Raw genomic sequence first — 21,624 nt, 5'->3', positions numbered from 1 at the left:
CTTCTATTTTTTAGCTACGTTAAGTGTTCGGTTTAATTCTGCTGCGCCGGCCAGTTGGGCAAGCCGGTGAAATCGAGATAGGACGCCGCCGCTTGCGCGCTGGGCTGCGCCAGACGCGGCACCCTGCCCAGCAGCGGCGCCGGGATGCGCTCGATCAGCGCATCGATATTTTCGTCGAGGAAGCGCATTTCCACTTCCAGGGTGTTGGCGACCCAGCCGATCACCGTCAAGCCGCGCGCTTCGATGGCTTCCACTGTCAGCAAAGCCTGGCTGATGCAGCCCAGGCGCATGCCGACCACGAGGATCACGGGCAGGTCGAGCTGCTGCGCCAGGTCGGCCGAATCGAAATCGCTGGAGAGCGGCACGCGGAAACCGCCCACGCCTTCGACCACGACGGCGTCCGAGGCGGCGGCAATTTCCAGGTAGGCGGCCAGGATCGGCACGGACTCGATGCTCACGCCTTCAAGCGCGGCGGCGATGTGCGGCGCGGCCGGTTCCTTCAGCATATAGGGCGTCGTCAGGCTGCGCAGCATGGTGACGTTGCCGGCGGCGATCAGGCTGTCGGCGTCTTCATTATGCAGTTCGCCGTCGCGCATTTCGGCGCCGGCGGCCACGGGCTTCATGCCGCAAGCGCGCACGCCGCGCGCGACCAGCGCGTGCAGCAGGGCCGACGACGTCAAGGTCTTGCCGATTTCCGTGTCGGTGCCGGTGACGAAACAGGCAAAGCGCGATGGCAGGCCGGTGGCCGCCGGCGCCGTTTGCACGGCTGGCGCCAGGTCCGCCAGCACGTCCGCCACGATAGGGTCATCAAGGCTCATGGCGAGTCCTTTCCAGGGTGTTGACTGCATTGATCAATTGCGCCACTTCCTGCGCCGTATGGCCGGCCGACAGGGTCACGCGCAGGCGCGCCGTGCCAGCTGGCACGGTGGGCGGGCGGATGGCGCCGACCCACAGCCCCTGTTCGTACAGTTGGGCGGCGACGGCCAGCATGTCCGCATTCTCGCCAATGATGACTGGCTGGATGGCGGTCACCGACGGCAAGGCTTGCCAGCGCTGCAGCTGCAAGCCGTCGTTCCATTGCGCCACCAGCGCGGCCAAGTGAGCCCGGCGTTGTTTTCCTTCTTCCCCGGCGATGATGTCCAGGCTGGCCAGCAGCGCATGCGCCAGCGCGGGCGGGGCCGCCGTCGTGAAGATGTAGGGGCGCGCCTTCTGGATCAGGGTGTCGATCACGGCTTCGTGCGCACACACAAAGGCGCCGCCCACGCCAGCCGATTTGCCCAGGGTGCCCACATACACGAGGTAGGGCGAACGCAGATTGAAATGTTCGAGCGCGCCGCGGCCATCGGCTCCCAGCGCGCCAAAGCCGTGCGCGTCGTCGACCACCAGCCAGGCGCCATAGCGTTCGCACAGGGCCAGCAGCGCGGGCAGCGGCGCCAGGTCGCCATCCATGCTGAAGACGCTGTCGGTGACGACGATTTTCGTCTGTGCCGTGCTGGCCGCCAGCAGGGCCGCCAGGGCATTTAAGTCCGCGTGCGGATACACGCGCGTCTTGACGCGGGCCAGGCGCGTGCCGTCGATCAGCGAAGCGTGATTCAGCGCTTCCGAGAAAATCTCGGCGTCAGGATCGCCCGCCGACAGGGCCGTCAGCACAGCCAGATTAGCCATGTAGCCGGTGCAGAAATACAGGGCGCGGGCCTGTTCCAGGTTGGCGCCCACGAACGCCGCCAGGCGTTCTTCCAGCTGCGCGTGCGCGCGGCTGTGGCCGCTGATCAGGTGCGAAGCGCCGCTGCCGGCACCATACAGATCGGCGCCCTCTTTCAGCGCTTCCACGATGCGCGGATGCGCGGCCAGGCCCAGGTAGTCATTGCTGCAAAAGGCCAGCATCTTGCGCCCATCGACCGTCAGGCGCGGCGCGCACGGCGTGTCGACGGTGCGGCGGCGGCGGATCAGGCTGCGTTCTTCCAGCCCTTGCAACTGCTGTTGTAATCGCGCGATCAGTTCCATCTCAGGCCCCGATCACATGATTGAAGACGGCCAGGGTCTGCTGGCCCAGGCCCGCGATTTCCTCATCGTCGAGGATGTATGGCGGCATCAGGTAGACGGTGGAGCCGATGGGACGCATCAACAGTTCATGTTCCAGCGCCGTACTGAAGAAGCGGCGCGAAAAATCGGGCGCCGCGTCCACCGCATCGAAGGCCCAGATCATGCCCTGCTGGCGGAAGTGTTTTACACGCTCGTGCTGCGCCAGCGGCGCCAGGGCGTGCGTGATCTTGGCGGCGCGCGCGCGGTTGGCCACCAGCACATCGTCTTCCTCGAAAATCGACAGGGTCGCCAGCGCCGCGCGGCAGGCCAGCGGATTGCCCGTGTACGAGTGCGAATGCAAGAAGCCGCGGCGCACGTCGGTGCTGTAGAACGCCTGGTAGATGTCTTCGCGCGTCATCACGAGGGACAGGGGCAGATAGCCGCCGCTGATGCCCTTCGACAGGCAGACGAAATCGGGCCAGATGCCGGCCTGCTCGCACGCAAAGAAGGTACCCGTGCGGCCGCAGCCGACGGCGATTTCATCGAGGATCAAATGGACTTGATAACGGTCGCACAGGGCGCGCACCAAGGACAAATACAGCGGATCGTGCATGGCCATGCCGGTCGCGCACTGCACCAGCGGCTCGATGATGATGGCGGCGATCTTGTCGGCTTTTTGCTGGAACAGCTGCTCGACTTCTGCGGCCGCGCGGCGCGCCACGTCCTCGGCGGACTCGCCTTCTTGCGCCTGCCGGAAGTCGGGCGACATCACCGTCTGCGTGGCGCGCAGCAGGGGGCCGTAGGCATCCTTGAACAGGGCGACGTCCGTGACGGCCAGGGCGCCGATGGTTTCGCCGTGGTAGCTGCCCTTCAGGCAGACGAATTCCTGTTTCTCGCTCTTGCCGCTGTTGCGCCAGGCGTGAAAACTCATTTTCAGGGCGATTTCCACGGCCGATGCCCCGTCGGACGCGTAAAAGCTGTGACCGAGCACGCCGCCCGTCAAGGCGGAGAGTTTTTCCGACAGCTCGATCACCGGTTCATGCGTGAAGCCGGCCAGCATGGCGTGTTCCAGGCGGTCCAGCTGGTCCTTGAGTTCCGCATTGATGCGCGGATTCGCATGGCCGAACAGGTTCACCCACCAGGAGCTGATGGCGTCCAGGTAGCGTCGGCCTTCATGGTCGTACAGCCAGGCGCCGCGGCCATGGCTGACGGGGATGAGCGGTACAGTCTCGTGATGCTGCATTTGCGTGCACGGATGCCACACGCTGCGCAGACTGCGTTCGACCCAGCCCGATTGTTTTTCTGCTTTCAAAACTGCTCCAATGATATTGCTAGCCCATGAGCCAACTCGGCTTGCGCTTGTCGAGGAAGGATTGCACGCCTTCGCGGCCCTGCTCCGAGGCGCGGATCTGCGCGATGCGCTCGGCGGTATCCGCCAGCAGCGCGTCGTCGACCGGCTGGCCAACGATCTCGCGCACCAGCGTTTTCGCTTGCGCCACGGCGTGCGGGCTGTTGCCCGTCAGCGCTTTGAGCACCTCGGCCGTTTTCGCGTCCAGCGCGCTTGCCTCGACTACCTCGTGGGCAAAGCCGATGCGTAGCGCTTCCTGAGCGGAGAATCGCTCCGCGGTCAGGAAATAGCGGCGTGCCGCGTTTTCGCCCATGGCCTTGATGACATACGGTGAAATAGTGGCCGGGATCAGTCCCAGGCGCACCTCGCTCAGGCAGAAATGCACGTCTTCCGCAGCCAGAATGATATCGCATGCGGCGACCAGGCCCATGCCGCCCGCATAACAGTCGCCCTGGATCTTCGCCACGACGGGTTTCGGACACAGGTAAATCGTGCGCAGCATCTGCGCCAGCTGCAGTGCGTCGGCCTGGTTTTCGGCATGCGTGTAGCCTGCCATCTTCTTCATCCAGTTCAAGTCCGCACCGGCGCAAAAGGCCGCGCCATTCGCCGCCAGCACGATGGCGCGCACCATGTCGCTGCGTCCCAGCCCTTCGAAGGCGCGCGCCAGTTCGGCGATCGTCGTCTCGTTGAAGGCGTTGCGCACGTCGGGACGGTTCAGGGTCACGGTGGCGACATTGCCCTCGATGACCAGCTTTAAGGTTTCAAATTCCATGGTCTTCTCCCCTTACATGCGGAATACGCCGAACTTCGTCTCCGGGATTTCGGCGTTGAGCGCTGCCGACAGGCCCAGGCCCAGCACCATGCGGGTGTCGGCCGGGTCGATCACGCCGTCGTCCCACAGGCGCGCGGTGGCGTAGTAGGGGTGGCCCTGGTGTTCGTATTGATCCTTGATCGGCTGCTTGAAGGCCGCTTCCTCGTCCGCGCTCCACTGTCCGCCTTTGCCCTCGATGCCGTCGCGCTTGACGGTCGCCAGCACGGAAGCGGCCTGGTCGCCGCCCATGACGGAGATGCGCGCATTGGGCCACATCCACATGAAACGCGGGGAAAACGCGCGGCCGCACATGCCGTAATTGCCGGCGCCGAAGCTGCCGCCGATGATGACCGTGAATTTCGGCACGGCAGCCGTCGCGACAGCGGTCACCATCTTGGCGCCGTTGCGGGCGATGCCCTCGTTTTCGTATTTGCGGCCCACCATGAAGCCCGTGATATTTTGCAGGAACACGAGCGGGATCTTGCGCTGGCAGCATAATTCGATGAAATGCGTGCCTTTCAGCGCCGATTCCGAGAACAAGATGCCGTTGTTGGCGATGATGCCGACTTTGACCCCATAGATGTGCGCAAAGCCGCAGATCAGGGTGGTGCCGTAGCGGGCCTTGAATTCGTCGAAATCGCTGCCGTCGACGATGCGCGCAATGACTTCGCGCACGTCGAACGGCTTGCGCGTATCGACGGGGATCACGCCATACAGTTCCTGCGTCGGGTATTTCGGTTCGACGGATGCGCGCAAGTCCATCTGCTGCGGTTTTTTACGGTTCAGGTTCGAGACGATGGTGCGCGCCAGCGACAGCGCATGCAGATCGTTCTGCGCCAGATGGTCGACCACGCCGGACAAGCGCGTGTGCACGTCGCCGCCGCCCAGGTCTTCGGCCGTCACCACTTCACCGGTGGCCGCTTTTACCAGCGGCGGACCGCCGAGGAAAATCGTGCCCTGCTCCTTGACGATGATCGATTCGTCGCTCATGGCCGGCACGTAGGCGCCGCCGGCCGTGCAAGAACCCATCACGACGGCGATTTGCGGGATGCCCTTGGCCGACAGGTTCGCCTGGTTGTAGAAGATGCGGCCGAAATGGTCGCGGTCGGGGAAGACGTCGTCCTGGTTCGGCAGGTTGGCGCCGCCCGAGTCGACCAGGTAGATGCAGGGCAGGTTGTTCTGGTCGGCGATTTCCTGGGCGCGCAAATGTTTTTTGACCGTCATCGGGTAATACGTGCCGCCCTTGACAGTGGCGTCGTTGCACACGATGACGCATTCCTGGCCCGAAACCCTGCCGATGCCGGTGATGATGCCGGCGGAAGGGGCCGCATCGACGCCCTTGGCGTCCTGGTACATGGCGTAGGCCGCCATCTGGGAAAACTCGAGGAAGGGCGTGCCGGGATCGAGCAGCATCTGCACTCTGTCGCGCGGCAGCAGCTTGCCGCGCGCCAGGTGCTTGGCGGCAGCCGCGTCGCCGCCGCCGGCCGCGATCTTTTCCACCTTGTCGCGCAAATCGTCGACGATGGCTTGCATGGCCGCGGCATTGGCCTTGAAATCTTCACTGCGCGGATTGAGTTTGCTTTCGATGTGCGGCATTGCGGTTCCTTTTTATTATCGCCCGGTCTCTCGGGTCGCGCTATTCGGGAAAACTGCCGTCGAGATAAAACCAGCGCATGCCACCGTCACCAGCTTCACGCACGAAGCGGCTCACTTCATGCAGGCGGTGCGCGCGGCCGTTGGCCTTGTAGCGGGCCACGAATTCCACGCTGTCGCGATTTGTCTCTTCGGCTTGATCTGCTGATGTTGCTTTACGTTGACGTAAACGTAAAGCAGATTTTACCTCAAGTCCCAGCCAGTGGACTTTTTCTTCTTCGGCAAATAAAGCATCGGTGGGACGGGTGCTGGCATGCCAGGTGGCAAGCAGATACGGCTCGTCGCGCAAGGTAAACGCCGTGTAGCGCGAACGCATCAGGATTTCGGCCGTGGGCGGCAAGGCGTCGCCCGCGATATACGGGCCGCAGCAACTGGCGTAGGCGGCGCCGCCACAGGGGCAGGCGGCAGATGTCGAGAGTGTGGGCATGCGCTGGCAAATAGGGAACTGAAAAGTTCCGCAATTATCCGCCATAACGGCGGCGCCGGTCGCCGCTGCCGCCGGTCCGCCTATTTTTTAAGCGCGAGGAAGTCCAGCGCGAATGGCGGCGCCTTGCCGGCCATCAGATCGGCCAGGATGCGCGCCGTGCCGGCGGCAAAGGTAAAGCCCAGCGGGCCGTGACCAACGTTGAGCCACAAGTTCGCCACTTTGCTGGCGCCCACCAGCGGCGCGCTGTTCGGCGTGGCGGGGCGCAGGCCGGCCCAGGCCGTGGCCTGGTCGTAGTCGGCGCCGTGCGGCATGGCTTCGCGAGCCAGCCGCGTCAGGCCGGCGATGCGGCCCCAGTCGATGCTGTTGTCGGCGCCCACCATGTCGACCATGGCAGCCACGCGCAGGTCGCTGCCGATGCGCGCATACAGCACCTTGCGCTCGAAATCCGTGATGCTGATCTCGGGCGCGCGGTGCTGCGCGCGGATGGGCGCCGTCAGGCTGTAGCCTTTCAGCGGATACAGGGGCAGGTAAATGCCTGCCGTGGCGGCCAGGTCGCGGCTCTGGATGCCAGCCGCCAGCACATAGTGATCCGCTTGCAACAGGCCCAGGCTGGTGTCGACGCCCGTGATCCTGCCCTTGTGCATGACGAGGCGGCGCGCCTCGCCTTTTAACAAGAGCGAACAATTCGGGTGCTGCAGCAGGCGCGCTTCCAGCGCCAGGCAAAAGGCGTGGCAATCGGCCACGGCTTCGCCTTCGGTAAAAATGCCGCCCGCCAGGGAACCCTGCAAGGCCGCCAGCGCCGGTTCGCGCTGCACGGCTTCCAGCGGCGACAAGACGATGCGCGCCTCTTCCGATTCGGGCCGCGCCACGGCACGCTGGAAAATCGCCGGCGAGCGGTAGACGATGAGCTTGCCCGCATCGCGCCGGGCATACGCTTCGGGCGGCACGGTCAATTCCAGTTGCGCCATGCCGGCGCGGCTCCATTCTCCCAGTTGCAGCAGCTTGGCCGTCGTGCGGGCATTGCTGGTGCTGTTGCAATTGCGCAGGAAACTGGCCATCCAGCGCCACTGGCGCCAGTCTGCCTCGGGGCGGAAGCGCAGCGGGCCATCTTTCTGCAGCAGCCATTGCAGGGCCTTGAAGGGCACGCCCGCGTCCGCCAGCGGTGCCACATAGCGATAGCTGAGCTGGCCGCCATTGCGGTAGCTGGCGGCGATCGCCACCTGTTCATTGCGCTCCAATAAGGTGACCTTGTAGCCGGCCTCGGCCAGCCACCAGGCCGATGTCAGACCGACGACGCCGCCGCCGATGATGATGACTTGTTGCTGCATGTTGCCTCGCTGCGTTGCGCTCCCATGGTGCGGGAGCATTCGGGAAGAGCTTAGAGGCTGGCCGCCAACGCAGCCAATGAAACATCATGGTGCAGCCATAACTTTCAGGAATGCACCATTTCAAGGCAAGGGCTGATTGTTGGCAATCGCACCACGGTATAGCGCGGTGAGTATCAATTCCTCGCTGCGCCCCATGGCGGAATACGTGCCCGGATAGCGTTCCGGATCGCTGCCCGTGCCGCCCACCAGCATCACCATGCCGTTCCTGTTCTTGAAATCGAGCACGAAGGCGGAGACGAGGCCATACGCGTCGCCCAGGTGGCCCACGGCCGTGAAACTGGCACCCTCGACCAGCCGGTTGCCCTGCCCGGCCACCGCATCGAACTGCTGGTTGCCCAGGCCCCAGGCGCGGTACAGGCCCCGTTCGCTGTCGCCATTGCCGGCATCGGGCGCCAGCTGCCATTGGCGGCCAAACATCAGCGCGATGCTGGCCGGCTGCAATAGCTGCGTATTCCGGTAGCGGCCGCCGTCGAGCAGCATCTGCATGACCTTGCCCAGTCCCGCGGCGGAAATGCGCAAGCCCCCCGTGGGACTGAAGACGGTGGCGTTGCTGCCGATCACATAGTTGGCCAGGCCAGACGGCGGGCGTGCATGAAAATCGTCGGCCTGCGCGATCCATGGCCCTTGCGGCTGCCAGGTTTCCGTGTCCAGGGTGCGCTTGCGGTACAGGGTGGCCGTGTTCGCCACGTCTTCCGCCGGGAATGCGGCCGGGTTGTAGCCGCCGCGCACATCGAGCGGATCGAGCAGCAGGCGCCGCATCAGCAAGTCGAAGCGCTCTCCCGTGACTTTTTCCATCACGGTGCCGATCACGCCCCAGTTCAGGTTGGCGTACGTGAAATAGCGGCCCGGCGCCGTTTGCTTGTCCCACATGCTGTTGCCGCCAGCCGTAAACACGTCGCGCAGGCTGCGTTCCGGCCCCCATGCATAGCCGCCCGCGTCGCGCAGCGAGGAGGTATGGCTGAGCAGGCTGCGCAAGGTCAGCGCTTGCAGGGGGAAATGCGGGTTGCGCAGGGAAAAGCCCAGGTAGATGCCCACGTCCTGGTCCAGGCTCAGTTTGCCCTGCTCGACCAGCCGCATCAACCCCAGTGTGGTCATCATCTTCGAAACCGAGGCGATGCGGAACAGGGTGGCCGGCGTCACGGGCAAGCTGTCCGCTGACGTGGCGCCGATGTACCGGTCGCCGAATTGCTGCTCATACGACACCTTGCCGTGGCGGATGGCCAGCACGGACAGGCTGGCCAGCGGGTGGAGCGGATCATCGACGATGGCCGATAGCGTGGCATCGAGCGCGCGCTGCTGGTCGTTGCCGTTGCCGCTGCCGGGCGGGGCGGCCAGCGCGCTCCAGGTGGTACCCAGCAGCAGCAAGCCCAGCAAACCCGTCATTTTATTGTGCATGTTTCCCTGTTCACGGCGTAGTGGAGGCATCGCCAGCATAGGGCGGGATGCTTCACGACGCCAATGAAAATTGCATATTTATCTATAATGCAAAGCTATACGTACGGTAAAACATTGTTTTTTTAAATGTATAACCGTTATTTATGGTCATTTTCCATTTATTCATGGGTGGACGGGCTACGCACAAGCGCCATCGCTATTACACTAGGAGGACAAGGAGAACTGTATGAGCCAGACCAGCGTAGAACTCAAGGTCGATTTAAATGACAATTCGCCTTTATATATGCAGATCGCCCGCAAGTTGAGCGATGACGTACGCAACGGCCGCTACCAGGTAGACCAGGCCCTGCCATCCGAACGTACCCTGTCCGAACTGCTCGACGTATCGCGCGTGACCGCCCGCAAGGCCATCGACCAGCTCGTTGAGCAAGGCCTCGTCGTGCGCCGCCGTGGTTCGGGCAACTATATTGCCCCGCGCATCGAGCAGCCGCTGTCGAACCTGTCGAGCTTTTCCGAGCAGCTGCAGCAGCGCGGCTATCGCCCCGGCTCGCGCTGGCTCAAGCGTGAAGTCGTCATCGCCAGCAGCGATGAGCAGCTGAGCCTGGGCCTGGCGCAGAACACGAAAGTGGCGCGCCTCGAGCGCTTGCGTCTGGCCGACGACGTGGTGATGGCGTATGAAGTGAGCGTGCTGCCGTTCAGCGTGGTGCCGGACCCGGACGCCATGGGCGATTCGCTGTATGAATACTTGAGCAGCATCAAGAAGGCCCCCGTGCGCGCCTTGCAGCACATCCGCGCCATGAATGCGACGGACGTGCTGGCCAAGCAACTGGGCATCCCCGATGGCCAGGCCGTGCTGTTCATCACGCGCATCGCCTACCTGGACACGGGCGAAGCGGTGGAACTCACGCATTCGTATTGCCGCAGCGACCATTACGACTTTGTGGCGGAAATGCGCCGCGCGCCATAAACTTACTGCTCGATCAGGCGGATCATGGATTCCGCCACCCCGACGGACGACTCCCAGCTCATGCCGGTCACCAGCCGGCCATCGACCTCGACGTGGCTCTGTCCGTTGGCGCCGTGCCTGAATATGCCGCCATGGCCCTTGATGCTGCCTTCCGCCGAAAAGGGATAGGCCTTGTAGATCGGCGATTCCTTGTTGAGAAACGCATCGGGGAACGAGGTGAGCGTTTTGCCCTGGATAAGGAAAGTACCGTCGCTGAGCTTCAGGTTCTTGATGCCCTCGGTGCCATGGCAGATGGCCGCGATCACCCCGCCCTGTTGTTCATAGATACGCAAGGCGATGTCCTGTAATGGCTTGTTGTCCGGGACGCCGACGATGGCCGCGCCGCCGCCGACGAAAGCCATGCCCGCATACTCGTCCGCCCTGACTTCCGCCACGGGCCTGGTATGGGCCAGTGCCCACATGAAATCACTGTCGTACAGATACTGCTTGAGCAGCGCATCCGACGTGACGATCATTTCCAGGGGAACGGCGCCACCCTCGGGACTGACGAAGTCGACCGCGTACCCTGCTTTGCGAAAGGCATCATAGGTATAGGCCAGCTCGGGAAAATTATTGCCAGCGTTAATTTTCGTGCCCGGATATTGATGCACGTTCGACACGACCAGCAGCACCTTGCGTGCGTGGCGCGCAGTTGCTGGCTCGCGATCGGCCGACTTGCTGACGATCTTCCAGTTGCCGGCGATCTTTTTCAAAAGGAAGACATCCACATAGCGCCCCCCTTGCTGGGGAATGTGGATCTCGGCCTTGGCGGTGGCCACCTTGCCGCTCACTTCCATCTTGATCAGCCGCCCGTGGCGCCCATTGAATTGCCCTTTTTTCTCCTCGCTAAAGAGTTTGGCATATTCCGGACCGCTCAACTGCCATTGCGTACCGTCTTTGCCGTCCAGGTAAAGGCGGGCGTTGGCATAGAAGGCCTGCTTGATCTCGTCCTGCACATTGAAGCTGGTGCCATGCAGATACAAGCGTATGGTCTCCCGGATGGCATGTTCGTCCTGGTCCGCAGTGGCGGCGGTGCCGACGGCGGAGATGCAAAACAAGCAACCGGCGAGTATCGTTCGCACTAAAAACTGAATCATGGATTTACCCTGCATGTAGAACTGCGTTTATCGGAGCAACGACTATTTCAGGTCGCTGGTGGTCGATAATTTATCGAAATGCAGGGAAATTGATGTCGCCAAACAGGATGTCAGACTCCGGAATGGCGATTCAGGAGTGGTTTCACGCGGAAACGGCCCCGGCCGACTGGCTGGATTGGGCCCGGAAGCTGGCGGGAGTCTGCCCAGCCACTTTCTTGAAGGTCGAGTAGAAGGTGGAACTGGAGTTGAAGCCGCAGCGCTCGGCAACGGTATCCATGTTCAGTTGCGGTTCGCCGCTCAATACCTGTTTCGCCTCGGCGATACGATATTCGTTGACGTAGGTCGTGAAGCTCTTGCCCAGCTTGTCATTGAGTACTTGCGACACTTGCGCCTGCGTACATCCCGCCCGCTTGGCCAGTTGGGCCAGGGTCAGATTCGGATTCAGATAGGATTTCTGCCCGCTCATCTGTTGTTCCAGTGCGGCGAGCACGGCAAGCCCAACCTCGTGCGTCATGCGGTTATGCTGGTACTTTTCCTTCGGCTCGGCAGGCGTCGAGGTTTCCTTTCTCAGCAGAAAGACCATGACCGCGACATGCAGCGAGAAGGTGAACGACAAGGCGCCGACGATATAGGATGTGAACGGCGTGCTCGCGTACGCCGCCAGCATGACACCGCTGCCTGCAAAGACGCTCAGCAGGAGCACGTTGCTGGTCGCCATCCGCTGTCCGTCGTTCCACCATGCACGGCGGCTGTGCCAGAGCAGCCTGGCGGTTGCCAGCAGGTAGCCTAGCCAGAACACATGAATCGCATGGCTCGACTGGTCCCACACAGAACGATACGCGGAATAGGGAAAGGCAACGCCGATGCCTATCAGCAGGAAGGACACGCCCAGATGCCAACGCCATTGTTGTCCAGCAGGCAATTGTCCGAGCCCGGCCAGAAAAGCGCGCACATACAGATAGGTCAAGGGACCGATCGGCAAGCAGGCCGACAGGCCCAGCTGGCGGAACTCGATGGCGATCGCAGGGTTGAAGTAGAGAAAGGCGGATTTGGCGGTGCGCACCCCGACGGCCAGCAGTAATGCGCCGAGCAGGCAGTCGGCGAGGCAGCGAGGCCGGCGGCTGAAAAAATAGACGGCCAGGAAAATGCCGTTGATGGCGCCGAGGGCGCTAAACAGGAACAGCAATTGGCGAGCGATCATGGCGCGTGTCGTGGATTAGGGCGTCGAAGCCAAGTATAGACACAAACGGCACCGTACCGAAGTACAAGTATCCTGCATCAGCCATAAACTCCCGTTATGCCCGCCCGTCATCCTTTCATGGCTGATCTTGCACATCGGTATTAAACTGGTTTCACCTTCAACCATGTTCTGAAATCATGTTGAAAACTGAAACCCCGAGCCGGCGGCATCCGGATCTGGACCTGTATCCGGTGGAGCAACTGGTGGCGGCGCTGGTCGATGACCAGTTCTGGGCCGTCGAGGCCGTGCGGCTGGCGTCGCCCGACATTGCCTCCGCCATCACGGCCGCCCTGCCCCGCATCGCGGCCGGTGGACGGCTGCTGTACGTGGGCGCGGGCACGTCGGGCCGCCTGGGCGTGCTCGACAGCGTTGAACTCAATCCCACGTTTTCCTGGCCGCCCGAGCGGGCAGTCGCCATCCTGGCCGGCGGCGCGGGCGCCATGTTCACGGCGGTCGAAGGGGCGGAAGATGATTTGCAGCAAGGTGAGGCGGACTTGCTGGCCTTGCAGCCGCAAGACAATGACGTGGTGATCCTGCTGGCCGCCTCCGGCGCCACGCCGTATGTGCTGGGTGCCCTGCTGGCCGCACGCAAGGCAGGCGCCTTGACCATAGGCATCGCCAACAATGTGGACGCCCCCGTGGCGCACGAGGCGCAATGCGGCATCGTGCTCGACACGGGCACGGAAGTCATTTCCGGCAGCACGCGCCTGAAAGCGGGCACGGCGCAAAAAATCACCTTGAACACGATTTCCAGCGCCCTGATGGTCGGTTTGCACAAAACTTACGGAAACTTGATGGTAGACTTGAAGCCGACCAACGCCAAGCTGATCTGGCGGGCGGTGCGTCTGACCATGCATGCCACCGGCGCCAGCGAGGCGCAGGCCAGGACCGTGCTGGAGCAATGCCAATTTCATGTCAAGGTGGCGATTGTTGCCTTGATCAAAAAAATCAACACAAACCAGGCACAGGCATTGTTGGCCGGCGCGAACGGCAGTGTGCGGGCGGCACTGGCGGCGTGATCCGATGGCGCGGCATTCTTCTGTCTGGGAGACAAAGAAGGATGTATGGAGCTAGTGAAACAAACCGCCCCGGCGCGCGTGAATAAGCCGTCAAATAAGCCGTGGCTGTGGATCCCTTCCCTGTATTTCGGCCAGGGCATCCCTTATGTAGTGGTCATGACCTTGTCCGTGATCATGTACAAGAACTACGGTTTTTCCAATACCGATATCGCGCTGTATACCAGCTGGCTGTACTTGCCGTGGGTCATCAAGCCCCTGTGGTCGCCCTTCATCGATATGTACCGCACCAAGCGCTTCTGGATCGTCGGCTTGCAGCTGGTGATCGGCGCCGCGCTGGCGCTGGTGGCCCTGACGACTTCGCTGCCGCACTTTTTCCAGATCAGCCTGGCCATTTTTTGGCTGATGGCCTTCAGTTCCGCCACGCATGACATCGCCGCCGACGGCTTTTATATGCTGGGCCTGGAAGAGCACCAGCAGGCGGCATTCGTTGGCGTGCGCAGCACGTTTTACCGCCTGGCGATGATCGCCGGCCAGGGCGGCCTCGTGTATCTGGCCGGCTACCTGACGCATGCGACGGGCAATGTGCAGCTGGCCTGGTCCGTCGTGTTTGCCATTCTGGCGGGCTTGTTCATCGCCCTCTTCCTGTACCACTACTTCGTTTTACCCAAGCCCAAGGATGACCGCCCCAGCATCCAGGGTGCCGGTGTTTCTCCTTTGCAAGAATTCGTCGCCACCTTTGCTTCTTTTTTCAAGAAGAAGGATATTTTCGTCATCCTGGGCTTCTTGCTGCTGTTCCGCCTGGGCGAAGCGCAACTGCTCAAGCTGGCCGCGCCCTTCCTGCTCGACCCCGTCGCCAAGGGCGGCCTGGGCCTCAGCACGGAACAGGTGGGCCTCGTCTATGGCACCATCGGCGTGATCGCCCTGACCCTGGGAGGCTTGCTGGGAGGATTCATCATTTCCCGCTTCGGCTTGAAACGCTGCCTGTGGATCATGGTGTTGTCCGTCCACCTGCCCGACCTGGTGTTTGTTTACCTGGCCAGCGCCTTGCCCAGCAGCATTTATGTGATCGCCGGTGGCATTGCGTTGGAGCAATTCGGCTATGGCTTCGGTTTCGCCTCCTACATGTTGTACATGATCATGGTCTCCGATGGTGCGCATAAAACGGCCCATTACGCCATCTGCACGGGTTTCATGGCTCTGGGCATGATGTTGCCGGGCATGGCCAGCGGCTGGATCCAGCAAATGCTCGGTTACCAGCACTTCTTCATCTGGGTCTGCATCGCCACCATTCCGGCTTTCATCATGGCCGCGCTGGTCAAGATCGATCCCGAATTCGGCAAGAAGGCCGAGGCCTGATTCTTTTGAAGCGTGCGTCCGCATGGATGGCGGGCGCACAGTAAAATGCCCGCACCGATAGACCTGCGCTTCACCACTGCAAGGAATTGTTTTGTTGTCTACTTTCAAAAAACGCCTGGGCGCCAGCGCCGGCGTATTGGCCGCGCTGGCCACCGCCACATTGCTCAGCAGCTGTACCAGCACCAAGCTGCCCTCCGCAGTGACACCGGGCGAAGCGGGTTTGCCGGCCGTGCCGCCCGTGCAGCACATCACGGGCGAAGTGCCGCCGCCGGCGCCGCGCGAATTCCGCGCCGCCTGGGTCTCGACGGTCGCCAATATCGACTGGCCCAGCCGCAGCAATTTGCCTGTCACCAAGCAGCAAGCGGAAGCGCTGGCCATCCTCGACCGCGCCAAGTCCTTGAATCTGAACGCGATTGTGTTGCAAGTGCGCCCTAGCGCCGACACGATTTACCCATCGCAACTGGAACCGTGGTCGGAATACCTGACCGGCAAGCAAGGCCAGCCGCCGTTACCGATGTATGACCCGCTGGCCTTCTGGGTGGCGCAGGCGCATGCGCGGGGCCTGGAATTGCACGCCTGGTTCAACCCCTACCGTGCGCGTCACGCGACGGCCAAGTCGCCGCTGGCGCGCGACAGTTTCGCGTCCACCAACCCGGCGTCCGTCAAGCAATACGGCCGCTACCTGTGGATGGACCCGGGCGACGCCGCCGCGTCCAAGCACACGACGGACGTGGTGCTCGATGTGGTACGCCGCTACGATATCGATGGCGTGCACATCGACGATTATTTTTATCCGTATCCGATCGACGCGCCTGGCGCCGGCGCCGGTGCTGAAACAGCCGCGCTGGACGCGGGCAATGGCGGCGCCAAGCGCGAACTGCCGTTTCCCGATGAGCCTTCCTGGCAGCAATATCTGCTGGCCGGTGGCCAGTTGGACCGCCCTTCCTGGCGCCGCCAGAACGTCAACCAGCTGATCGAAGCCTTATACACAGGCATCCACCGCGAAAAGAGCTGGGTGCGCTTCGGCATCAGCCCGTTCGGCATCGGCCGTCCGGACCGCCGCCCTGCCGGCATCGTCGGCTTCAGCCAGTACGATAAATTGTATGCGGATGCGGAACTGTGGCTGGCCAAGGGCTGGCTCGATTATCTGTCGCCGCAGCTGTATTGGCCCGTGGCGCAGGCGCCGCAAGCGTTTGGCGTGCTGCTCGACTATTGGCTGGCGCAAAACCCGTATGGCCGCCACGTGTGGCCGGGTTTGTATACGAGCCGCATCGACAATTCCGCCAAGTCTTTCACGCCGCAAGAGATCATCAAGCAGATCGAAGTGACGCGCACGCGCCCCGGCGCGAATGGACAAGTGCATTTCAGCATGGTGCCCCTGATGCAGAACCGCAAGGGTGTCAGCGAGCAACTCAAGGCGACCGTGTATCAAAGCCCTGCCCTGATTCCCGCCACGCCGTGGCTGGGCAAGGAAGCACCGGGTACGCCCGTGCTGGCTCTGCGCCGCGATTCCGCCAGCCTGAACGTCAAATTGACGGCGGGCGGCGGCAAACCCGTGGCGCAGTACGCGGTCTGGGCACGCTACGGCGAAGACTGGCGTTTTACCGTGGTCACGGGCGTGCAAGGCGAGCTGACCCTGGTCGACGATGCCATTGGTAAAGTCAATGCGGTGGTGGTCAGCGCCGTGGATCGCCTCGGCAATGAAAGCCCCCGCGTTACCGTGCGCGCACCGTTTACGGTCGCCGCCAAGTAATTGTTGAACTTTCTTCGCTAGTCCATAACCTGCAGGCATGAAACATGCGCAAGCTTTCATGCCTGCAAGCTCCGCTTGGCTTTACACTCATGCCATGATTTCCTTCCCTGCAACCAATACTGACACTGCCGTGCTTGGCCTGGGTATCGACGCGGGCGGCACGCAAACGCGCTGGGCCCTGGCCAACACGGACGGTGTCATCGTGGCCGACGGGGCCGTGGAAGGCTTGTCTGCCTTGCAAATGAGCAGCGATGTGGGGCGCGCAGCCGTGCACGCCACGTTTGCGAAATTGTCTCAGGCTGTGCTGACCGTTGGCCAGCCGCGCGCCGTGGTGGCGGGCTTGACGGGCTTTGGCGGCGACGATGTGGCGCTGGCGCACATGCTGGCGGACTTGCTGGCGCTGGACGCCGGCGACGTCCGCTTGGGCAACGATATCGACATCGCCTATCGCGACAGTTTTGAACCAGGCGAAGGTTATCTGGTCTACGCTGGCACGGGCTCGATTGCCGCCTGGATCGATGCGGACGGCGTGTTTCACCGCGCGGGCGGGCGCGGCGTGCTGCTCGACGATGGCGGCGGCGGTTACTGGATCGCGCGCGAAGCCTTGCGCCACATCTGGCGCCGCGAAGACGAAGCGCCCGGCAGCTGGCAAGCGTCGCCCATGGCCGAGGCCGTGTTTACGCAACTGGGCGGCAGCGACTGGTCGCTATCGCGCGCCTTCATGTATGGCCAGGACCGGGGCGCCATCGGCCGGCTGGCGCTGGCCGTGGCCGCGAGTGCGGATGCCGACCCGCTGGCGCTGGACATCTTGCAGCGCGCGGGACAGGAGCTGGCGCGTCTTGCCCTGGCACTGGTATCTCGCCATGGTCCGCGTCCCGTGGTGCTGGCGGGCCGCGCGGCGCAATTGCACCCGGCCATCGCGGCAGCCATGCGCGCCGCTTTGCCTGTATCGTTGACGATGGAACAGAAAATTGCCCGTCCACATGAAGCGGCGGCCAGGATCGCCGTCAAGGCGGCGGTCAAGACACAGGCCAACACTGAACATTTTATTAACCCGAACACGGATCTTTCATGAAAAAAATCGCCCTCGCCCTGTTGGTGGCCCTGCTTTCCGCCTGTACCACGCCCGCGCCGCACCTCGACCATAGCTTGAATGCGCGCAGCCAGAGCCCGCGCGTGAAATTCATCGTCATCCATTACACGGTCAGCGACCTGCCCCGCTCGATCAAGATCCTGACGGAACAAGTGGTCAGCAGCCATTATTTGCTGACGGACACGGACAAGCCGAAGTTTTACGTGCTGGTCGACGAATCGCGCCAGGCCAATCACGCGGGTGTGAGTAACTGGAAGACTTATACACAGTTGAATGTCAGCTCGATCGGTATCGAGATCGTCAACCCCGGCTACAAGGACACGCCGGAAGGCCGTCTCTGGTATCCGTTTCCCCAGGCACAGATCGATGAGCTGATTCCACTGTTGAAAGATATCCAGGCCCGCTACAACATCGCGCCGGAAAATATCCTCGGCCATAACGAGATCGCCCCGCAGCGCAAGCAGGACCCGGGTCCGTTGTTTCCTTGGCGCCAGCTGGCCGATGCCGGCCTGATCGTCTGGCCCGATGCGAACCGTGTTGCCGCGCAACGCCTTATTTTTGAGCAGCAAGTGCCGGACGCCGTCTGGTTCCAGAAAAAGCTGGCCCAGCACGGCTATGCGACGCCGAACACGGGCATTTTCGATGAAGCGACGCGCAATGTGCTGATCGCCTTCCAGATGAAATACCGCAACACCTTGTTTGATGGCACACCCGACGGCGAAACGGCGGCCTTGCTGGAAGTATTGACGACGCCGGCGCCAGCTGTTGTTGCAAAGTAGCATAGCCGTTCCAGCCCATGAGTTTTTCTTATATGCTGAACGTTGACGGCCCAGGCGGCCACGGCAAGGTAAAGGAATAGCTCATGCGGCTGCGTCATATCGAAGTGTTTCACGCCATCATGCAAGTTGGCACCATCAGCGGCGCCGCCCAGGTGCTGCATATCTCGCAACCGGCCGTGACCAAGGTCTTGCAGCATTGCGAATTGCAACTGGGCATGCCGCTGTTCGAGCGCGTGCGGGGCAAGCTGTATCCAAAACCCGAGGCGCACCGTTTGTTTGTAGAAACAGAAAAGCTTAACCGCGATTTATTGGGCATCCGCCGCCTGGCGGCCAGCCTGAAGGGCCATGCGGTGGAAACCATCCGCCTGGTCTCCACGCCGACGATCGCCATCAGCGTCTTGCCGTTTGCCATGACGGAGTGGCGGCGCGACTTTCCCCACACGCGTTGCCAGCTGGCTACCCACCACACGGGCGAGATCGTCAATACCCTGCGCCTCGGTGAAGCGGACCTGGCCGTGTCGCTGCAAGACCCGCGCCATCCGGGCATCGTGGCCGAACCGATCGCGCAGGGCGTCATGACGGTCATCGCACCGGTCGGCACCTGGCGCGCGGCCGATTGCGGCACCCCGTTGACGGCGCATGGCCTGAACGGCGAGCTGATCGGCCATGCGGACAATGATCCGCTGGGCGAAATGGTGGTCGCCGCCTGCGAAGCGCAGGATATCCATCCCGTCTTTTCTACCGTGGTGCAAACTTATCAAATCGCCCGCTCGCTGGTGGAGGCGGGCGCCGGCATGGCTGTGGTCGATCCGTTTACGGCCGCGTCCGGCTCGCCCGAGCTGTTGCAGCGCCGTCCCTGGGCGCCCACGATCCCGATCCAACTGTATTTATTGACGGCGAGCCATTCGCCGCTGTCGCATGGCGCGCGGCGCCTGGCCGACAGCATTGGCGTGGCGGCGCGCAATTGCCTGGAAAGAGGAGTCTGATGTCTGTTGCAAGTCTGCAATTGGAAGCGGTGAGTAATGATCCGCAATTTCGTCATCTGAGCAGCATCGCCGGCATCGCCGTCGATTTGCGCTATGCCACGCCCGACAATTTTGTCGGCCGCGACTTATACAGCCCCATCGATTGCGCCTGGCTGCACTGCGATGCGGCAGTGGCGCTGGAGAAAGCCGTGGCGTGGCTGGGCGAACGGCGGCCCGATCATCATTTGCTGGTGCTTGACGCCCTGCGCCCGCAGCGGGTGCAGCAGCAACTGTGGGATGCGCTGCAGGGAACAGAGTTGCTCGGCTATATCGCGGAACCGTCGCGCGGCTCGATCCACTCCTTCGGCATGGCGCTCGACATCACCATCGTCGGGCCGGACGGGCAGGAACTGGACATGGGCACGGGTTTTGACGACTTGAGTGAGCGCTCGCATCCAGCGCTGGAGCTGGTGATGCTGGAAAGGGGGGAAATTACGGAGGAGCAAGTGGCGCATCGCCGATTGTTGCGCGACGCCATGTTTCAGGCGGGCTTCTTCGGTATCAACAGCGAATGGTGGCATTTCGATTGCGGCGACCGGGTGCTGGTGCGCCAGACCTACACCCGGGTGCTCTGATTAAAAGACCTTCAAACCCTTCAGCATCACGATCAGGATCAGCACGGGCGAGATAAAGCGCAGCAGGAACAGCAGCACATGTGCCAGTTGCCTGTTCTGCAACTGGTCGTGATTGCTGATCGCATCGATGAAATGCTGCTTGCCCCAGGCCCAGCCTGTAAACAAGGCAATCGCTATGCCGCCCATGGGCAAGAAGATATTCGACGAGACGAAGTCGAACAGATCAAACATATTCAAATCAAACAGCTTGAAGTCCGCCAGGGTGCTGTTACTCAAGGCGCACACGCAACCGAGCACGGCCAGCAGCAGCATGGTCACGACCGTTGCCTTGGTGCGCGTCCAGCCAAAGCGTTCATGGAAAATCACCACGGGCACTTCCATCAGCGACAGCATCGCGCCTGTAGCGGCCACGGCGGCGAGGATGAAAAACACCACCATCAGGGCTTGCCCCATGGGGATTTGCGAGAACACGGCGGGAATGGTGATGAACACCAGCGACGGTCCCGCACTGGGAGCAAAACCAAACGTGAACACGGCGGGGAAGATGGCGATGCCGGCCAGCATCGATACGCCGAGGTCGGCGGCCATCACGCGCAAGGTCGTGACGGGGATATTCTGGTCATCGCGGAAATAGCTGCCGTAGGTCATCATCGTGCCCATGCCGACGGACAATTTGAAGAAGGCCAAGCCCATGGCTGTCAGCACGACGGAAGCCGTCAGCTTGGAAAAATCAGGACGGAACAGGAAGGCCAGGCCTTCGCCCGCCTTATCGAGCGACAGGCTGACCGCACAGAGCAGCAGGAGTAACAGGAACAGCAGCGGCATGAGTTTCTTGGCGATCGCCTCGATACCCTTGGTTACGCCCAGCATCAATATGCCGCCGATAAACAGCAGCACGCCCCATTGCCACAACAGCGATTGGAGGGGATTGCTGATCAGGGAGGCGAAGGCCGCTTCCGTCACCAGCTTGTCGCTGCTGAGAATGGAGCCATCGATGGCCTTGGCAATATAGGCAAACACCCAGCCCACCACTTCCGAATAGAACGCGACGATCAGGAAGGCGGCGACCATGCCGATGAAGCCGACCAGCCACCAGGGCTTGCCCTTCGGTGCCAGCTGCTCCATGGTCGAGATGGGATTGACCTTGGCCCGGCGGCCGAGGGTGATTTCCGCGATCATCACGGGCAGCCCCACTAATAAGGTAGCGAGCAGATAGATGAGCAGGAAGCCGGCGCCGCCATTGGCGCCTGTCAGATAGGGGAATTTCCAGATGTTGCCGAGACCGACTGCGGAACCGAGGGTGGCGGCGAGGACGCCGAAGCCAGTGGTAAAGCCAGCCCGTTTCAGGGGCAGGCCTGATCCTTGAGCTTGTTGTTTCATGGTGAATCTTCTATGGTGGAACGCGAATTTGCGCTGAGGGGGCGAAATTGTAGCAGTTGGCCGCAAATACCCCGGAAAAGCCTTGCTACTACGGGGGCGCTTTGCTATAGTTCGCCTCCCCAATGAGACGCACTAGTTTGCGGCACAAAAGGGACAGTCTTCAGAGGCTGGGTAGTAGAAAAGAAGGAGTTGACGATTGTGCTGAAATGCTTCATACTCTTCCTTCTTCGCAGCTGACAAACACAACGCTTTGTCGA

At 62.1% G+C, this 21,624-nt stretch carries 19 protein-coding genes; 8 read left to right on the top strand and 11 right to left on the bottom strand.

Annotated features, from left to right (window positions below; all coding sequences use genetic code 11):
* Positions 1-32: 32 nt before the first annotated feature.
* The 8 genes from bioD to VM94_RS00610 form a co-directional block, all read right to left on the bottom strand.
* The gene (gene bioD / locus VM94_RS00645; protein ID WP_046681746.1) at positions 33-818 is read right to left on the bottom strand and encodes a dethiobiotin synthase; all 786 of its coding nucleotides are present in this window, start codon (positions 816-818) and stop codon (positions 33-35) included.
* Positions 808-2,004 carry an 8-amino-7-oxononanoate synthase gene (gene bioF / locus VM94_RS00640; protein ID WP_046681745.1) on the bottom strand — a complete coding sequence of 399 codons (1,197 nt, stop codon included), beginning with the start codon at positions 2,002-2,004 and terminating at the stop codon, positions 808-810. Before bioF ends, bioD begins: the two co-directional genes overlap by 11 nt.
* 1 nt (position 2,005) lies before the next feature.
* Complete coding sequence (gene bioA, locus VM94_RS00635) at positions 2,006-3,334, bottom strand: adenosylmethionine--8-amino-7-oxononanoate transaminase (RefSeq protein ID WP_046681744.1); 1,329 nt, start codon at positions 3,332-3,334, stop codon at positions 2,006-2,008.
* 19 nt (positions 3,335-3,353) lie between these two features.
* Positions 3,354-4,142 (bottom strand): enoyl-CoA hydratase/isomerase family protein, encoded by a 789-nt coding sequence (locus tag VM94_RS00630; protein WP_035823218.1) that lies wholly within the window; start codon positions 4,140-4,142, stop codon positions 3,354-3,356.
* 12 nt (positions 4,143-4,154) lie between these two features.
* On the bottom strand, positions 4,155-5,777 hold the full coding sequence (locus tag VM94_RS00625) for a carboxyl transferase domain-containing protein (protein WP_046681743.1): 1,623 nt from the start codon (positions 5,775-5,777) through the stop codon (positions 4,155-4,157).
* A gap of 40 nt (positions 5,778-5,817) precedes the next feature.
* Positions 5,818-6,261, bottom strand: a complete 444-nt coding sequence (locus VM94_RS00620; protein ID WP_046681742.1) for a YchJ family protein — start codon at positions 6,259-6,261, stop codon at positions 5,818-5,820.
* A gap of 80 nt (positions 6,262-6,341) precedes the next feature.
* On the bottom strand, positions 6,342-7,628 hold the full coding sequence (locus tag VM94_RS00615; protein ID WP_082127493.1) for a D-amino acid dehydrogenase: 1,287 nt from the start codon (positions 7,626-7,628) through the stop codon (positions 6,342-6,344).
* An 81-nt stretch (positions 7,629-7,709) separates the two neighbouring features.
* Positions 7,710-9,044 (bottom strand): serine hydrolase domain-containing protein, encoded by a 1,335-nt coding sequence (locus VM94_RS00610; RefSeq protein ID WP_052755444.1) that lies wholly within the window; start codon positions 9,042-9,044, stop codon positions 7,710-7,712.
* Positions 9,045-9,270: 226 nt separating this feature from the next.
* On the opposite strand from VM94_RS00610, the gene VM94_RS00605 reads away from it, so the two are divergent.
* Entirely contained in the window at positions 9,271-10,011 is a 741-nt protein-coding gene (locus VM94_RS00605) for a GntR family transcriptional regulator (RefSeq protein ID WP_046681740.1), read from the top strand.
* Positions 10,012-10,013: 2 nt separating this feature from the next.
* On the opposite strand, the gene VM94_RS00600 is transcribed toward VM94_RS00605, so the two are convergent.
* Together VM94_RS00600 and VM94_RS00595 are read right to left on the bottom strand one after the other, a co-directional pair.
* On the bottom strand, positions 10,014-11,147 hold the full coding sequence (locus VM94_RS00600; protein ID WP_160309261.1) for a nuclear transport factor 2 family protein: 1,134 nt from the start codon (positions 11,145-11,147) through the stop codon (positions 10,014-10,016).
* A gap of 142 nt (positions 11,148-11,289) precedes the next feature.
* Positions 11,290-12,348, bottom strand: coding sequence for a helix-turn-helix transcriptional regulator (locus tag VM94_RS00595; protein ID WP_046681739.1), 1,059 nt, complete (start codon positions 12,346-12,348; stop codon positions 11,290-11,292).
* Between the two features lie 176 nt (positions 12,349-12,524).
* Between VM94_RS00595 and VM94_RS00590 the strand changes: the two genes are divergently transcribed.
* The 7 genes from VM94_RS00590 to VM94_RS00560 all read left to right on the top strand — a co-directional run bounded on the left by VM94_RS00590 (position 12,525) and on the right by VM94_RS00560 (position 19,987).
* Positions 12,525-13,406 carry an N-acetylmuramic acid 6-phosphate etherase gene (locus VM94_RS00590; protein WP_046681738.1) on the top strand — a complete coding sequence of 294 codons (882 nt, stop codon included), beginning with the start codon at positions 12,525-12,527 and terminating at the stop codon, positions 13,404-13,406.
* A gap of 45 nt (positions 13,407-13,451) precedes the next feature.
* Entirely contained in the window at positions 13,452-14,762 is a 1,311-nt protein-coding gene (locus tag VM94_RS00585; protein WP_046681737.1) for an MFS transporter, read from the top strand.
* A gap of 91 nt (positions 14,763-14,853) precedes the next feature.
* Positions 14,854-16,515, top strand: coding sequence for a glycoside hydrolase family 10 protein (locus VM94_RS00580; RefSeq protein WP_082127490.1), 1,662 nt, complete (start codon positions 14,854-14,856; stop codon positions 16,513-16,515).
* A gap of 94 nt (positions 16,516-16,609) precedes the next feature.
* Positions 16,610-17,590, top strand: a complete 981-nt coding sequence (locus VM94_RS00575; protein WP_046681735.1) for an N-acetylglucosamine kinase — start codon at positions 16,610-16,612, stop codon at positions 17,588-17,590.
* Positions 17,587-18,387, top strand: a complete 801-nt coding sequence (locus tag VM94_RS00570) for an N-acetylmuramoyl-L-alanine amidase (RefSeq protein ID WP_046681734.1) — start codon at positions 17,587-17,589, stop codon at positions 18,385-18,387. Before VM94_RS00575 ends, VM94_RS00570 begins: the two co-directional genes overlap by 4 nt.
* An 83-nt stretch (positions 18,388-18,470) precedes the next feature.
* Positions 18,471-19,373 carry a LysR family transcriptional regulator gene (locus VM94_RS00565; RefSeq protein ID WP_046681733.1) on the top strand — a complete coding sequence of 301 codons (903 nt, stop codon included), beginning with the start codon at positions 18,471-18,473 and terminating at the stop codon, positions 19,371-19,373.
* On the top strand, positions 19,373-19,987 hold the full coding sequence (locus tag VM94_RS00560; RefSeq protein ID WP_046681732.1) for a M15 family metallopeptidase: 615 nt from the start codon (positions 19,373-19,375) through the stop codon (positions 19,985-19,987). Before VM94_RS00565 ends, VM94_RS00560 begins: the two co-directional genes overlap by 1 nt.
* On the opposite strand, the gene VM94_RS00555 is transcribed toward VM94_RS00560, so the two are convergent.
* Positions 19,988-21,367, bottom strand: coding sequence for a sodium-dependent transporter (locus VM94_RS00555; RefSeq protein WP_046681731.1), 1,380 nt, complete (start codon positions 21,365-21,367; stop codon positions 19,988-19,990).
* Positions 21,368-21,624 lie beyond the last annotated feature (257 nt).

The sequence above is a fragment of the Janthinobacterium sp. KBS0711 genome (assembly GCF_000988085.1).
Lineage (GTDB): Bacteria > Pseudomonadota > Gammaproteobacteria > Burkholderiales > Burkholderiaceae_D > Janthinobacterium > Janthinobacterium lividum_E.
Note: the sequence above shows the minus strand (reverse complement) of the source record. Positions and strands in the feature narration are given on the sequence as shown.

Coding starts and splice junctions, on each gene's coding strand:
- bioD (WP_046681746.1), bottom strand. CDS start 818: ATGAGCCTTGATGACCCTATCGTGGCGGACGTGCTGGCGGACCTGGCG.
- bioF (WP_046681745.1), bottom strand. CDS start 2,004: ATGGAACTGATCGCGCGATTACAACAGCAGTTGCAAGGGCTGGAAGAA.
- VM94_RS00630 (WP_035823218.1), bottom strand. CDS start 4,142: ATGGAATTTGAAACCTTAAAGCTGGTCATCGAGGGCAATGTCGCCACC.
- VM94_RS00625 (WP_046681743.1), bottom strand. CDS start 5,777: ATGCCGCACATCGAAAGCAAACTCAATCCGCGCAGTGAAGATTTCAAG.
- VM94_RS00620 (WP_046681742.1), bottom strand. CDS start 6,261: ATGCCCACACTCTCGACATCTGCCGCCTGCCCCTGTGGCGGCGCCGCC.
- VM94_RS00615 (WP_082127493.1), bottom strand. CDS start 7,628: ATGCTCCCGCACCATGGGAGCGCAACGCAGCGAGGCAACATGCAGCAA.
- VM94_RS00610 (WP_052755444.1), bottom strand. CDS start 9,044: ATGCACAATAAAATGACGGGTTTGCTGGGCTTGCTGCTGCTGGGTACC.
- VM94_RS00605 (WP_046681740.1), top strand. CDS start 9,271: ATGAGCCAGACCAGCGTAGAACTCAAGGTCGATTTAAATGACAATTCG.
- VM94_RS00600 (WP_160309261.1), bottom strand. CDS start 11,147: ATGATTCAGTTTTTAGTGCGAACGATACTCGCCGGTTGCTTGTTTTGC.
- VM94_RS00595 (WP_046681739.1), bottom strand. CDS start 12,348: ATGATCGCTCGCCAATTGCTGTTCCTGTTTAGCGCCCTCGGCGCCATC.
- VM94_RS00590 (WP_046681738.1), top strand. CDS start 12,525: ATGTTGAAAACTGAAACCCCGAGCCGGCGGCATCCGGATCTGGACCTG.
- VM94_RS00585 (WP_046681737.1), top strand. CDS start 13,452: ATGGAGCTAGTGAAACAAACCGCCCCGGCGCGCGTGAATAAGCCGTCA.
- VM94_RS00575 (WP_046681735.1), top strand. CDS start 16,610: ATGATTTCCTTCCCTGCAACCAATACTGACACTGCCGTGCTTGGCCTG.
- VM94_RS00570 (WP_046681734.1), top strand. CDS start 17,587: ATGAAAAAAATCGCCCTCGCCCTGTTGGTGGCCCTGCTTTCCGCCTGT.
- VM94_RS00565 (WP_046681733.1), top strand. CDS start 18,471: ATGCGGCTGCGTCATATCGAAGTGTTTCACGCCATCATGCAAGTTGGC.
- VM94_RS00560 (WP_046681732.1), top strand. CDS start 19,373: ATGTCTGTTGCAAGTCTGCAATTGGAAGCGGTGAGTAATGATCCGCAA.
- VM94_RS00555 (WP_046681731.1), bottom strand. CDS start 21,367: ATGAAACAACAAGCTCAAGGATCAGGCCTGCCCCTGAAACGGGCTGGC.